The sequence below is a fragment of the Labrys miyagiensis genome (assembly GCF_030160835.1).
Classification (GTDB): domain Bacteria; phylum Pseudomonadota; class Alphaproteobacteria; order Rhizobiales; family Labraceae; genus Labrys; species Labrys miyagiensis.
The window spans coordinates 1-14,347 of the sequence record NZ_BSPC01000032.1; the positions used below are offsets into that span (position 1 = coordinate 1).

Consider the following 14,347-nt stretch of genomic DNA (forward strand, 5'->3'; position numbering starts at 1 on the left):
GTTGTGTGCGCTCGCGTCGCGCCCTTCGCCCCAGAATTTATCTCACCTTCCCTACCGCCCCGCCGCCTGCGCGTAGGCACCGCCGAAGCGGTTCGCCAGGAAGGCCTCCAGCCCGATATCCTCCTGGCGGATGAAGCCGCGCTGCGGGAGTTCGCCCTTGGCCAGCATGTCGAGCACGGCGCAGATGGCGGAGGCCGTCGTCACCTGGATGGCGCTGCGCAACTGGGCGCCGACGCGGCGGCTGTAGATCTTGTTGGCATAGGTGTCCTGCACGAGATGGCCGTGGCGCTTGCCGCTGACGGTGACGAAGATCACCACCACATCCTGCACCGTGGCCGGCAGCGCATTCTCCAATATATCCTTCAGCACCTCGCGCCGGTGCCGAAGACCGAGATCGTTGAGCAGCGCCTTCATGATGGCGGCGTGGCCGGGATAGCGGATGGTGCGGTAGTTCAGCGTGCGCACCTTGCCCATATAGGTCTCGCAGAGGCTCCCGAGCCCGCCCGAGGTGTTGAAGGCCTCATAGGTCACGCCGTCGAGCGAGAATTCCTCGCGCTCCTCCATGGCCGGCATCTCGACGCGGTGGCCGTCGACGATCGCCTCGCAGGGCTCGCAATATTCGTTGATGACACCGTCCGTGCTCCAGGTGAGATTATAGTTGAGGGCATTGGAAGGGTATTGCGGCAAGGCGCCGACGCGCATGCGGATGGAATCCAGCGTGTCGAACTGCTTGGCGAGATCGTTGGCGACGATGGAGATGAAGCCGGGCGCCAGACCGCATTGCGGGATGAAGGCGCTTTCGGCCGAGGCCGCGAGATCGCGCACCCGGCGGGTGGAGGCGACATCCTCGGTGAGATCGAGAAAATGCACATTGGCCCGCGCCGCGGCCTCCGCGATGCGGGTGGTGAGGTTGAAGGGCGCCGCGCTCAGCACCGCGAAAGCGCCGGTGAGCACGGCGTCGAGCGCTTCCTCGTCCCGGATGTCGACTTCGCGCCGGATCACCGCGCCCGACAATTCGGCGCTGTCGAGCTGCTCCGCCGAGTGGTCGATCACGGTGACGCTGTAGTCCCCACTCACCGCCAGGATATCGGCGATGGTCGAGCCGATCTTGCCTGAACCCGCAACCACGATCCTGCGCATGCCGCCTCTCCCCTGCGAATCGCCCGTCACAGGATACTCTCGGCCTTCGTCCAATCGAAGCTGTCATTTCGACGATGTGCCGAGCTATCCCTGCATAACAAAGCCAGCTATATCGTCACTATGACGACGGCAGCCGACGACGCCCTGATTGCCATCCTGCGCGAGAACGCCCGTGCCTCCACGGCCGAGATCGCGCGGCGGCTCGGCGTTTCCCGGACGACGGTGCAAAGCCGGATCGAGAGGCTGGAACGGCGCGGCGTGATCATCGGCTACACGCTGAGGCTGTCGGAGGAGCACACCGGCGCCCTCATCCGCGCCCATGTCCTGCTCACCATCCTGCCCAAACTGATCCGCCAGGTGGAGGCCGGCCTGCGCGCGATTCCCGCCGTGCGCATGCTCCATTCGGTAAGCGGCAATGTCGACATGATCGCGGAGATCGAGGCCCGTTCCGTCGGTGAGCTCGACGAGTTGGCCGACCGCATCGGCGCGCTCGATGGGGTGGAGCGCACCTCCACCTCGGTCATTCTATCGACCCGAATCGATCGCTGATTCTCGGCGAGAGGCGCGCCGTCTTGAAATTGAACACTGTTCAATTCAGGAGGCATTGCGGCCTGGAAAGATGGCGCTACCCGTTCCGCGTTCAGTTTCGGTTCAGCCACAATCCGGATTATGGCGCTCCAACAAGAGAGGTTGCCATGTCCCTGCGCAAAAATTTGATCGGTCTGGTCGGAACCCTGATGCTTGCCGTTTCTCCCACGGCGATCGTGCTGGCGCAGGATACACAGACCCCCACGGTCGAGGCGCCCGGCAAGGCCTCGCCGGAGGATGTGATCAAGCGCCACAAGCAGAAGCAGCAGGGCGCCGGCGACGAATCACAGAATCCGGAGGGTGCTCCGCTGAAGCCGCGGCAGGGCCGGCAGAAGCCAGCCGCGCAGGATGATGCCGGCGGCGCTCCCGCGGCCGCCGATGATGGCGCCCCTGTCGTGAAACCGAAGCGCCAGAAGCCTGGGGCGGCCGAGCAGGACGGCGCCGGTGCAGCACCCAATGCCGCCGATGAGGGCGCCGGCGCGCCCGCCATGAAGCCAAAGCGCCAGAAGCCGAATGCAGCCCAGCAGGACGGCGCCGGTGCAGCACCCAGCGCCGCCGACGAGGGCGCTGGCGCACCCGCCATGAAGCCGAAGCGCCAGAAGCCGGATGCAACCCAGCAGGATGGCGCTGGTGCAGCGCCCAATGCCGCCGATGAGGGTGCCGGCGCGCCCGCCATCAAGCCGAAGCGCCAGACGCCGGCGCCGGCCGCCGAAACGGCCGCTCCCGCCACATCGGAGCCGGCCCAAAACAACGCACAGCCCGACAATGCGCAGCCTGACAACGGGCAGCAGCCCGGCACCGGCAAGCCGCCGCGCCAGAAGGGTCAGCGCCCAGCCAATGAGGGCCAGCAGGGTGGCGCCTCCCCCGCGATCGGGGGCGAGCCGCAGGCTCAGCCGGACCAGCAGCAGGGTCAAGGTCAGGGTCAGGGCAAGCACCGCGACCGTACCAACCAGCAGGGACAGCCCGACACCCCCCAGCCGGAGGCCACGCCCAACACGGCCGGCCAGCCGCAGAATCAGGGCCAGAAGCCGGGATCGCAGTTCCTTCCCGGCCGCCAGCGTCCGGCAGGCCAGGGCGCCGCCCCCGGCCAGGATCAGGGACAGGACGATGGCACGCAGCAGGGCCAGGGTTGGCGCAACCGCCTTCCCGGTCAAGGCAACCTCCCTGGTCAAGGCAGCCTCCCCGGTCAAGGCAACCTGCCGGGCCAGGGTGGCTTCCAGAATCAGCAGCAGGGCGGCGCCATGCCGCAGGGCCAGAGCGACTTCGTGCGTGCTCCGGTCAACCCGGTCGCCGAACAGCGCGCGCTCGGCCTGCTCAACGATCCTACGCCACCCGACCGTCTCAACAATCAGCAATTGCGTCAGCGGCTCGACGTGTATCGTGGCGCCCTTGCGGGGGGTAATCTCTCGCCGGGCACCGAACAGGCTCTGATCGAACGCCTCAACGGCGCCCGCGCTGCTCTCCGCAACCGCGTCTCCGACCAGGAATATGGTGGCCCGCAGAATGCCCAGAATGGGCGCAATTCGCCCTTCGGCCGCCCGCAATTCCAGGAGGGCATGCCGACCACCCAGGATATTCCCGCGATCCTGGCCGACCGCCGCCCCTCCAATGTGCTGACCATCGACCAGCTCAACCGCCGCATCCTGGTCTATCGCGACGCTTCCAACGACCAGCGCTACAGCCCCGACGACCGCCAGGCCTTCGCGCGATATCTGCAGGACGACCGCGGAGAGCTTCGCCGGCGCCTCATCAGCGATCGCGGCCAGCGCCAGGACCGCCTGCGCCGGCCCGACCCGGGCTACCGCCTCGACATGGATGTCGCCCCGCGCGGCCCGCGCCAGCAGAGCATCTGGGCGGCCGAAGTCGATGACGAGGAGATCGAGGAGCAGTTCGCCTCACGGCCACTGCGCCCGCTGCCGCGCCGCTACAGCCGCGCCGACTTCTTCGCCCAGCCCGAAATGGTGATGGCGCAGCCCACCGTGCGCCAGGCCATCCCCAGCGTCGAACTCGACACCATCCATTTCGGCTTCAACGAATCCTTCATCCGCGAAGAGGAAATGGCCAATCTCGATCGCGTCGGCCGCATTCTCGAGCGCATCGTCGCCGCCCATCCCAACGAAGTCTTCGTGATCGAAGGCAACACCGATGCGGTGGGCGACGACGCCTACAATTTGCGCCTCTCCAAGGAGCGGGCCGAGGCGGTGAAGCAGGCACTTACCCAATATTACGTGATCTCGCCGGACAATCTCGCGACGGCGGGCCTGGGCGAGCGCTATCTCAAGATCCCCACGCCCGAGCCCGAGCAGGAAAACCGCCGCGTGACTATACGCCGCGTCACCTCGCTGCTGGAGAATTGAGGGGATAGAAGCGCCGCGAGAGCCTCCCCCACGAAGCTGGGGGTATCGCGCACACTGCGTGTGCGCTGGCACGACGAAGTCGTGACGGAGGGGGCGTGGCCAGGAATGGGCAGGGGAAGCGGAAGCCTCGTTTCGTTTCATGCGCTCTGTTCTGACCACACCCCCTCCGACCTCACTTCGTTCGGCCACCTCCCCCAGCTTCGTGGGGGAGGCTTTGCGCGGCGCCTCCCCATTTGCCGTGCTGCTCCCCCTACCGCTTTTGCTTGAATTCCCCGCCCCTTTCGCTTACACCCCGCGGCGCGGACGCCCCCTGGCGTTCGCGCCCTTTCGCCTCATGCAGGGTGTCCGCTGCCGGCAGGATTTGCCGGCCCGTGCTCCTGCGGCGTAACCCATCGAGAGCGCCCTCCCCGATAAGCGTTCGAGAGTTGATCGGAGCCCAGTGGCCGATGTCCGGCAGTTCGCGTCCCCGTCTTGTCATGAAGTTTGGCGGCACCTCCGTCGCCACCGTCGAACGCATCAAGAATGTGGCGCTTCATGTCAAACGCGAGGTCGATGCGGGCTATGACGTCGCCGTCATCGTCTCCGCCATGACCGGCAAGACCAATGAACTCGTTGGCTGGTGCAACGAGGCGACCTCGCTCTACGACCAGCGCGAATACGACACCATCGTCGCCTCGGGCGAACAGGTAACTTCGGGCCTGCTCGCCTTGGTGCTGACCTCGATGGGCATCAAGGCCCGCTCCTGGCAGGGCTGGCAGGTGCCGATCGAGACCTCCAACGCGCATGGCTCGGCCCGGATCTCCGGCATCCCCTCCAAGAATCTCGACGAGGGCTTTGCCGCGCGCGAGGTGGCGGTGATCTCGGGCTTCCAGGGCATCGAACCTGTCAGCCAGCGCATCACCACGCTCGGCCGCGGCGGCTCCGACACGTCGGCGGTCGCAATTGCCGGCGCTGTTGGAGCCGAGCGATGTGATATCTATACGGATGTCGACGGTGTCTACACCACCGATCCGCGCATCGTGCCCAGGGCCCAGCGCATGGACCGCATCGCCTTCGAGGAAATGCTCGAAATGGCCTCGCTCGGTGCCAAGGTGCTGCAGGTGCGTTCGGTGGAACTCGCCATGGTGCACAAGGTTAAGACATATGTGCGGTCGTCCTTCGACGATCCCGCCAATCCCAATCCCGGAACCCTCATCTGCGACGAGGAAGACATCATGGAACAGCAGGTCGTGACCGGCATCGCCTATTCGAAGGACGAGGCGCAGATCACCCTGCGCGACGTCGCCGATCGCCCGGGTGTCGCCGCCGCCATCTTCGTGCCTTTGGCCGACGCCAACATCAATGTCGACATGATCGTGCAGAACATCTCTGCCGATGGCGCCTCAACCGACATGACCTTCACCGTGCCGCAGGCCGAGTTCCAGCGCGCCAAGGACGTCATCGACAAGGCCCGCCTGACGGTGAAGTGCGACAATGTCGAGACCAATATGGATGTCGCCAAGGTCTCGGTGATCGGCATCGGCATGCGCAGCCATGCCGGCGTGGCCGCCACCTGCTTCCAGGCTCTCGCCGGGCGCGGCATCAATATCCGCGCCATCACCACCTCCGAGATCAAGATCTCGGTCCTTATCGACGCCGTCTATACCGAGCTTGCTGTGCGCACGCTGCACACGCTCTACGGCCTCGATAAGGCCTGATTGATTGATTTTTATCCTGGCGCAATTCGCCAGTCAGGGCCGGAAAAACTCTTTCATTTTCCGGAAAAACTTGCGACAGGACAAAAAGTTAAGGCGTGCTTCGTTTGAGATCTTGAACGAAGCACGCTCCCGATTCATCGTATGCTTTGGAGCAAAACGCGTTTAGGTGGAAACGCCATTTTGCTCCGGCTATTGGTTTTGACGCGTTTTGCGAGTCTTGCCGATTCCGGCAGATCACAAAACGCTCAGGGGTCTGTCGACGACCCTGATGGAGGCATTGTATGCGTGGCGCGATCGGCGGTCCGCGCCTGCTCCTGAAACGGCTCCGCGAGGTGACGGCGGAACCCGTCTCGGCGCAGGAGCGGCTGGACAAGATTGTGGTGCTGATCGCCGCGAACATGGTCGCGGAGGTGTGCTCGGTCTATGTCCTGCGCACCGATGGCACGCTCGAACTCTATGCCACTGAAGGCCTCAATCCGAACGCCGTGCATCTGACCATGATGCGCAAGGGCGAAGGCCTGGTCGGCCTGGTGGCCAAGGAGGCGGAGGCCGTCACCACCTCCGACGCCCAGCACCACCCCTCCTTCTCCTACAAGCCGGAGACGGGCGAAGAGATCTACAACGCCTTCCTCGGGGTTCCCATCCTGCGCGCTGGCGAAACGCTCGGCGTGCTGGTGGTGCAGAACCGGGCGCAGCGCGTCTATTCGGAAGAAGAGATCGAGGCGCTGCTCACGGTCGCCATGGTGCTGGCCGAGATGATCGCCTCGGGCGAGTTGCAGGCCCTCGCCCGCCCGGGCGCCGACCTTGCCAGCCGCCGCGCCTTGCACATGACCGGCGCATCGCTCGCCGAGGGCGTCGGCCTCGGCCATGTCGTGCTGCATGAGCCGCGCGTGGTGATCAAGACGCTGATCGCCGACGATGTGGGCCGCGAGACCAACCGGCTCGACAATGCCATCGTGGGCCTGCGCGATTCCATCGACGCCATGCTCGACCGCGGCGACCTCGCCCGCGCCACCGAGACGCTCGACGTGCTCGAAGCCTACCGCATGTTCGCCCAGGACCGCGGCTGGATCGCCAAGATGCGCGAGGTCATCGCCACCGGCGTCACCGCCGAGGCCGCCGTGCAGCGCGTGCAATCCGACACCCGCGCCCGCATGCAGCGCGTCGCCGATCCCATCCTGCGCGAGCGGCTCTACGATCTCGACGACCTAGCCAACCGCCTGCTGCGCCAGCTCACCGGCGATGGCCATCACGTGCCGGCCGAGGCGATGCCGAAGGACGCCGTGCTGGTCGCCCGTTCCATGGGGCCGGCGGCTCTGCTCGACTACTCGCGCGACAGCCTGCGCGGCCTCATCCTCGAGGAGGGTGGCCCGACCAGCCATGTCGCCATCGTGGCGCGCGCGCTCGGCATCCCCACCGTGGGCGAAGTCGAAGGCATCACCAACCTGGTCGAGCCGGGCGACGCCATCATCGTCGACGGCTCCTCCGGCGACGTGCAGGTGCGCCCGGCCTCCGATGTCGAGCATGCCTATGCCGAGAAGGTGCGCTTCCGCGCCAAGCGCCAGGAGCAGTACCAGGCCCTGCGCAGCCGGCCCAACCGCACGCGCGACGGGCGCGATATCGGCCTCTTCCTCAATGCCGGCCTGCTGGTCGACTTGCCGCATGTGAAGGAAAGCGGGGCCGACGGCATCGGCCTGTTCCGCACCGAACTGCAGTTCATGATCGCCTCGCAATTCCCGCGCACCGGCGAGCAATACCAGCTCTACAAGGCAGTGCTGGAGGCGGCGGGCGATCGGCCCGTGACCTTCCGTACCCTCGATATCGGCGGCGACAAGGTGCTGCCCTATATGCACCAGATCGAGGAAGAGAACCCGGCGCTCGGCTGGCGCGCCATTCGCCTCGGCCTCGACCGGCCCGGCCTGATGCGCTCGCAGTTGCGCGCCTTGCTGCAGGCGGCCGCCGGGCGCGAACTCCGCGTGATGTTCCCGATGATCGCCGCGGCGGAGGAATTCGACCAGGCCCGCAGCGTGGTGGAGCGCGAAATCACCTTCCTGCGCCGCCACGGCAAGCCCCTGCCCGATCTCGTCAAGCTCGGCGCCATGGTCGAGGTGCCGAGCCTGCTGTTCCAGCTCGACGAAATCCTGGAGCGCACCGATTTCCTGTCGGTGGGCTCGAACGATCTCTTCCAGTTCCTCTATGCGGTCGATCGCGGCAATGCGCGTGTCGCCGGCCGCTTTGACACGCTCTCACCCTCGGTGATGCGCGCTCTGAAGATGATCGCCGACAAGTCGCATGAGGCCGGCGTGCCCGTGACGCTGTGCGGCGAGCTTGCCTCCAAGCCACTGGAGGCGCTCGCCCTCATTGGCCTCGGTTTCCGGCAGCTCTCGATGACACCCTCCGCCATCGGGCCGGTGAAGGCGATGCTGCTGGAGACGGAGGCGGCCGAGGTCGCAGATCTCGTTAAGCGCCATATCGCGCCCGGTGCCGAAAAGCCGCTGCGCCAGGCGCTGCGCGAATTCGCCGACCAACGCGGTATTCCGTTATAGCCTGGGAGCGCGGACATCCTGTCCGCTCTTTTCTCTCCAAGCGCGCCGTTTCCAAGAGCGGACAAGATGTCCGCGCTCCCAGGACCATCCCATGCTCCCCCTCGAACGCCTCGATGCCTTGCTCCGCCGCCGCGACTTCGTCGAAGCCGAGCTCGCGTCCGGCCCGGACGCCGAGACCTATGTCGCCCTGGCGCGCGAATTGTCGGAACTCGATCCGGTGGCGGCTGCCGTCCGCGAATGGCAAGGCGCGCAGGAAGAGCTCAAGGGCGTCGAAGCGATGATCGCCGAGCCTGCCATGGCCGGCGAAATGGCGGAGATGGCTGAGGAAGAGCGCAAGGCCCTGGTGGAGCGCATCGCCAGGCTCGAGACCGACATCAAGCTCTCACTGATCCCCAAGGACGCGGCGGACGAGAAATCCGCCATCCTCGAAGTGCGGGCAGGCACCGGCGGCGACGAAGCCTCGCTGTTCGCCGGCGACCTCTTCCGCATGTATCAGCGCTATGCCGATCTGCAGGGCTGGAAGACCGAGGTGCTGTCGGAAAGCGAGGGCACCATGGGCGGATACAAGGAAGCCGCCATGGCGATCCGCGGCAAAGGTGTGTTCGCCAGGTTGAAATTCGAATCCGGCGTGCATCGCGTGCAGCGCGTGCCGGTGACGGAAGCGGGCGGGCGCATCCACACCTCCGCCGCCACCGTCGCCGTGCTGCCGGAGGCCGAGGATGTCGACATCCATATCGACGAGAAGGACCTGAAGGTCGACGTCTTCCGGGCCTCGGGTGCCGGCGGCCAGCATGTCAACACCACCGACAGCGCGGTGCGCATCACCCATCTGCCCACCGGCATCGCGGTGGCCGTGCAGCAGGAACGCTCCCAGCACAAGAACCGTGCCCAGGCCATGGCGATGCTGCGCGCGCGTCTCTACGAAGCCGAGCGCGAGCGGGTGGATTCGGCGCGCGCCGCCGACCGCCGCGATCAGGTCGGCTCGGGCGATCGCTCAGAGCGCATCCGCACCTATAATTTTCCGCAGGGGCGTCTCACCGACCATCGCATCGGCCTGACGCTCTACAAGCTCGACCAGATCATCACGGGCGATGCGCTGGGCGAGGTGGTCGACTCGCTGGTGACCGAGAACCAGGCGAGATTACTGGCCGCCAGCGAGGCGAAGCAGTGAAGGATTTGCGCGGGAAACGCCGTGGCTGGGAGCGCGGACGTCCCCGTCCGCTCTTCGCTTGGCGTCAAGCACAACGTTTCCAAGAGCGGGTCGTCCGACACTCTCCGAGTGTCGGAGGGACGTCCGCGCTCCCAGGACGACCATGACCACCCTCGGCGCCCTTTATCGCGAGGCTCTCGCCGCCTTTCAGGCTGCGTCCCTGCCCACGCCCGAGCTCGACGCCCGCTGGCTGGTGGCCGAGGCTGCCAGCCTTCCTGCCAACGCCATCACCCTGGATCCGCAGCGAGCGCTCGCACCGGAAACCATTGCCAAGGCCCGCGCTTTCATCGCCCGGCGCCTCGCGGGAGAGCCGGTCGACCGCATCCTCGGCAATCGTGAATTCTGGAGCCTTGCCTTCCGGCTCGGCCCGGCCACTCTCTCGCCGCGCCCGGATACCGAGACCATCGTCGAGGCCTGCCTTGCCGTGCTGCCGGACAAGCAGGGCGCCTATCGCCTGCTCGACCTCGGTACAGGCACGGGCGCCATCCTCGTCGCCCTGCTGAGCGAACGGCCACAGGCAACCGGCCTCGGCATCGACAAGGCGGCGGATGCCGTGGCGATCGCCCGGCTCAATGCTGAGGACAATGGCGTTGCCGCGCGAGCCCGTTTTGCCGAGGGGGACTGGATGGGCGATATCGCCGGCGCGTTCGACCTCATCGTCTCCAACCCGCCCTATATCCCCTCCCCCGACATCGCCAGGCTCGACCGTGAAGTCCGCGAGCACGATCCGCGGCTCGCTCTGGACGGCGGAGAGGATGGCCTCGATGCCTATCGTGCCATTGCGGCGGCTGCCCCACGCGTTCTGGCGCCGGGCGGCATCCTCGTCTTCGAGCTCGGCATCGGGCAGGAAGAAGACGTGGCCGCCCTGATGCGGTCCGCCGGCTTCACCCTGCTCGGTCCAGCCCGCAGGGATCTCGGTGGGGTGGCAAGAGCCTTGGTGGGAAGGCTGGGATAGTCCGGGACCGCCGACTGAAAGGGAGCGATCCCGGAGGCGACTATGCCTTGTAGGGCGCGGGCGCGTCCTGCGTCGTGAACAGGTTCGCCAGCTCATGCGCGATCAGGACACCAAGACCGCTGCAGGGGTCGGGACCGATCGTGGCCACGTAGCCGTCATTGTTGCCCTCGGTGATATCCTGGAAACAATCTCGATTGGCCCACAGGATCGGGTTGACGAAACCGTTGCTCTTCTTAGCGAAGGCGGCAAACAGGCCGGCATAAAGGGGAGCGACAGCGCTGGTGCCGCCGGTTACCCGCTCACTGCCATGGACGAAGATCCTGTAGCCGGTATTCTTGTCGGCGTTCCCCGCCACGTCGGGCACCATGCGGCCAATGCCGACGGGGGCTCCCCTGGCCCAGGCCTGTGGGAAGAACAGGCTCGAATAGCCGCCGCCTGTCCCGATCCCATTGATCTTTCCCGGATCGTTGTTCCAGACGACTTCCTTGTCGCGCGTCTTGCTGGTGCCGGCACAAGCCACCGCATGCGGGCAGGCGGCCGGCAGGTTCACCGTCTTCTGCGCTTCGCCAGCATTGGCTTCGCGGTCGCCGGCGGCTGCGAAGACCGTCATGCCCAGCGCCGCCGCGCGGATGAGAGTTGCCTCCAATTGCACGGCGACATTCTGGCCGAACTTCCAGAACAACCATTCCCAGGCATTCTCGGGAGCGCCCCAGGAAATCGAGAGGACGGAGCAGCCATCGGCGGCGGCCTTCTGGATCGCAGGAGCCATCGAGCGCAGATCCATGTCCGTCCAGTAGACGCGGATTTTGGCGGGCTGGCCGGTCGCGACATAATAGGCGGAAGCGGCCACTTCGATGTCCAGAGCGATCTCCACATCCGGATCAAAGTCCTCGCTAACAGGCTGATTGGGGCGGTTGCCGACGCCATTGATCACGATATTCTTTACCTCGGGCATCGGTTGCCCGATGCCCTCGAAATAGGCCTCGAGGTCGCTGGGCTGGTAGCCACCGCCCATGGCCAGGATGCCAATCACGCCGCCGCCTTCCAGGCCCTTCGGCCAGCCATAGGCCTCGCACAGTTCGGGTACGGTCCAGGTCTTCGCCACGGGATCCGGTGCAAACTGCTTCGGCGGACGCGCCTGGGGAAGTTTGTCCTCCTTCAGGTCGATCATTTCGAAGAAAGGCCGGCACTTCGGAACATCCTTGCGCTGGCTCATGGATCGGTGGATGGTCATCGCTCAAGCTCCTGATTCAAGTAAGCACGCGGATTCGGCGGCGGGCAGCACGCTCGGCCACCGATCCGACCTTCCAACTCATCAGGCAGCCCGGACTGCCCACGCACTGACGGCGTCGTCATTCCGTCGGCGGCGATTGTCGCACAAAGCCTAGACAAAGCTGTGCGACGACGCTCACGCCGACATCGCCCCCCAGTATTGTAACTCGATTAGCCGCAAGGGTGTGAGTTCAGCGTGAATCGGCTGAAGTAAAGCGGTCGTCACGAAGCAGCGCAGATGACGTAGCGGAAGAAAAAGCCTGCCACACATGCCTTCATGACGGCGCCAAGCGCGTTCCAGCGATTGAGCCAGATGGCGCAAGTCTTTCCAGTCAAAGGGCTTTTTCGCAGCCATCATGCCGCGCCTGGCGCGACGATCGATCACCAGACTTGGCTGCCGGCCGGGCGCGCCAGCGCCGCCAGCAGTGGCCCCTGACGGTCGGCAATAAAAAACCCCGCCGAAGCGAGGTTTTTCGAAGTTCTGAAAGGAAGCGAGGCTTACGCCGCCTCTTCCTCTTCCGTGGCATCCTCGAAATCCGCATCGGCGTCAGCTTCCTTGGCGCCACCGCGCTTCGGGCCCTTGGCAAGATTGGCCTCGATCACCTTCACGGATTCAGAATCCGTGAGGTCGTCGACGGCGGCAAGCTCGCGCGCCATACGGTCGAGGGCCGCTTCATAGAGCTGGCGCTCGGAATAGGACTGCTCAGGCTGGGCGTCGGAGCGATAGAGATCGCGCACGACTTCGGCGATGGCGATCAGGTCGCCCGAATTGATCTTCGCTTCATATTCCTGCGCACGGCGCGACCACATGGTGCGCTTGATGCGGGCGCGGCCCTTCAACGTTTCCAGCGCCTTGGCGACGATAGCCGGCTCGGACAGCTTGCGCATGCCGACGGAAGCGATCTTGGTGGTAGGAACGCGCAGAGTCATCTTGTCCTTGGCGAAGGAAATCACGAACAGCTCAAGCTTGAAACCTGCAACTTCCTGCTCGTCGATCGACACGATTTTGCCAACACCATGCGAGGGATACACGATGCTCTCGCCAGTCTTGAAACCCTGCTTCGTGGACGTCTTCTTCGCTGTCGTCATGACGCTTCTCAACGCTCCTATCTATGGCGGTCCACGACAAAGCGCAGCCGCATCAAATCACGGGCAGACACAGCCTGCAGCCGTTAACATCATTCGACATTGAAACCAGGCCAAAGCTCAAAAGCCGCCGCGAGGAAAGTCGAACTGAGGATGGTCAAAAAATTCCATGTATCTCTTCGCGTTGACCACGCCCCGAGATAGAGATCCCTTGAAGCTGAGCACAAAAAAATTGCCCCTGTGCGGAGCGGCGGCGGGGTAACTCGGTCTCTCTCTGACCCATTTGAGCTATATATACCAAAAATAGGCAAAAATCAACGGTTTCGCATATAAAATCGGCACTTAAAGCGCTTGTTAGGGTTTACGTGTCGAGTTTTTTGCGAATAGCCGCTATGCAAAAAGTGACGAGCCGGCTCATAGGGTATCGATTTATTCAGCCACCGCCGATCGAACTCTCAGTTCGATCTCAATATCGCACCGGGAGTTCATCACCGGCGGAAGGGTCCGATGCGTCACACCCTCCCTTGCACCCAGGGACCGATGGAGACCGAAGGGGGAGCGGCGATCACAGACCACCACGCCCCTTTGCGGCAGTAGATCAGGCGTCGCCCTGGCCGGGCTCCGGCGAGAGCAGTTCAAGCTTGTCCGGCTTGCCGTCCCACTCCTTGGAGTCGGGGAAGCTTTCGCGCTTGACCGTGATATTCGGCCAGGACTGGGCGAATTTCGCGTTCAGCTCGAGCCAAGCTTCCAGGCCCTTCTCGGTATCGGCCTTGATCGCATCTGCCGGACATTCGGGTTCGCAGACACCGCAATCGATGCATTCGTCGGGATGAATGACGAGGAAGTTCTCGCCTTCGTAGAAGCAGTCCACCGGGCAGACTTCCACGCAGTCCATATATTTGCACTTGATGCAGTTCTCAGTGACCACGTAGGTCATGCCAGACAATCCCGAAAGTTTATAATCTTGCTAAATGTGCGTAGCCGAACTGGGGCGAGGGTTCAAGGCACGCCAGCACAGAGCAGCCATTCGTCGCGGTACAGGCTTTACAAGACTCCACCACACTCGGCCCCTCGTACCTGTCCCCTACCCGGCCTGTCCTGCATCACCGGCGCCCGCATGCGGCGACAACGGTGCAAGCTTGCCGGGCCTGCCGTCCCACGCCTTGGCATCGGATAGAGGCTCGCGCTGCACCGTGATCTCAGGCCAGACCTGAGCGTAGCGCGCGTTCATTCCGACCCAGGCCTCCAGCCCTCGCTCGGCATCGGAGCGGATCGCATCAGCCGGACAGGCCGGTTCGCAGATGCCACAATCGATGCAGAGCGTGGGATCGATGACGAGCATGTTCTCGCCTTCGCGGAAGCAATCGACCGGGCACTCGCTCACGCATTCCATATATTTGCATTTGATGCAGTTCTCGGTGACCACCCAGAGCAAAGCGCCAGACGGAAGCGGTGCTTTGCTCTGGCTCAATGTTTCGACGCGTCTTTGCAATTCT

Annotated in this window: 12 protein-coding genes; 6 read left to right on the forward strand and 6 right to left on the reverse strand. The window is 64.6% G+C overall.

The window, feature by feature from the left end; genetic code table 11:
- Positions 1–51: 51 nt before the first annotated feature.
- A complete protein-coding gene (locus QQL24_RS18085) occupies positions 52–1,140 on the reverse strand; it encodes a saccharopine dehydrogenase family protein (protein WP_284313691.1) in 1,089 nt (362 codons plus the stop codon).
- A gap of 120 nt (positions 1,141–1,260) precedes the next feature.
- Between QQL24_RS18085 and QQL24_RS18090 the strand changes: the two genes are divergently transcribed.
- The 6 genes from QQL24_RS18090 to prmC all read left to right on the forward strand — a co-directional run bounded on the left by QQL24_RS18090 (position 1,261) and on the right by prmC (position 10,493).
- The gene (locus tag QQL24_RS18090) at positions 1,261–1,689 is read left to right on the forward strand and encodes an Lrp/AsnC family transcriptional regulator (RefSeq protein ID WP_284313692.1); all 429 of its coding nucleotides are present in this window, start codon (positions 1,261–1,263) and stop codon (positions 1,687–1,689) included.
- A 146-nt stretch (positions 1,690–1,835) separates the two neighbouring features.
- Complete coding sequence (locus QQL24_RS18095) at positions 1,836–4,085, forward strand: OmpA family protein (protein ID WP_284313693.1); 2,250 nt, start codon at positions 1,836–1,838, stop codon at positions 4,083–4,085.
- Positions 4,086–4,531: 446 nt separating this feature from the next.
- Positions 4,532–5,782 carry an aspartate kinase gene (locus QQL24_RS18100; protein WP_284313694.1) on the forward strand — a complete coding sequence of 417 codons (1,251 nt, stop codon included), beginning with the start codon at positions 4,532–4,534 and terminating at the stop codon, positions 5,780–5,782.
- Between the two features lie 281 nt (positions 5,783–6,063).
- Positions 6,064–8,328: a phosphoenolpyruvate--protein phosphotransferase gene (ptsP, locus tag QQL24_RS18105; RefSeq protein WP_284313695.1), complete on the forward strand. Its 2,265-nt coding sequence runs from the start codon at positions 6,064–6,066 to the stop codon at positions 8,326–8,328.
- Between the two features lie 91 nt (positions 8,329–8,419).
- Complete coding sequence (gene prfA / locus QQL24_RS18110) at positions 8,420–9,499, forward strand: peptide chain release factor 1 (protein WP_284313696.1); 1,080 nt, start codon at positions 8,420–8,422, stop codon at positions 9,497–9,499.
- A gap of 142 nt (positions 9,500–9,641) precedes the next feature.
- Positions 9,642–10,493: a peptide chain release factor N(5)-glutamine methyltransferase gene (gene prmC / locus QQL24_RS18115; RefSeq protein WP_284313697.1), complete on the forward strand. Its 852-nt coding sequence runs from the start codon at positions 9,642–9,644 to the stop codon at positions 10,491–10,493.
- A 40-nt stretch (positions 10,494–10,533) separates the two neighbouring features.
- On the opposite strand, the gene QQL24_RS18120 is transcribed toward prmC, so the two are convergent.
- The 5 genes from QQL24_RS18120 to fdxA (QQL24_RS18140) form a co-directional block, all read right to left on the reverse strand.
- The gene (locus QQL24_RS18120; protein ID WP_284313698.1) at positions 10,534–11,727 is read right to left on the reverse strand and encodes a S53 family peptidase; all 1,194 of its coding nucleotides are present in this window, start codon (positions 11,725–11,727) and stop codon (positions 10,534–10,536) included.
- A gap of 174 nt (positions 11,728–11,901) precedes the next feature.
- On the reverse strand, positions 11,902–12,150 hold the full coding sequence (locus QQL24_RS18125) for a hypothetical protein (protein ID WP_284313699.1): 249 nt from the start codon (positions 12,148–12,150) through the stop codon (positions 11,902–11,904).
- A gap of 113 nt (positions 12,151–12,263) precedes the next feature.
- On the reverse strand, positions 12,264–12,854 hold the full coding sequence (locus QQL24_RS18130; protein ID WP_284313700.1) for a CarD family transcriptional regulator: 591 nt from the start codon (positions 12,852–12,854) through the stop codon (positions 12,264–12,266).
- Between the two features lie 595 nt (positions 12,855–13,449).
- A complete protein-coding gene (gene fdxA, locus QQL24_RS18135; protein ID WP_284313701.1) occupies positions 13,450–13,788 on the reverse strand; it encodes a ferredoxin FdxA in 339 nt (112 codons plus the stop codon).
- A gap of 147 nt (positions 13,789–13,935) precedes the next feature.
- Positions 13,936–14,286, reverse strand: coding sequence for a ferredoxin FdxA (fdxA, locus tag QQL24_RS18140; RefSeq protein ID WP_284313790.1), 351 nt, complete (start codon positions 14,284–14,286; stop codon positions 13,936–13,938).
- Positions 14,287–14,347 lie beyond the last annotated feature (61 nt).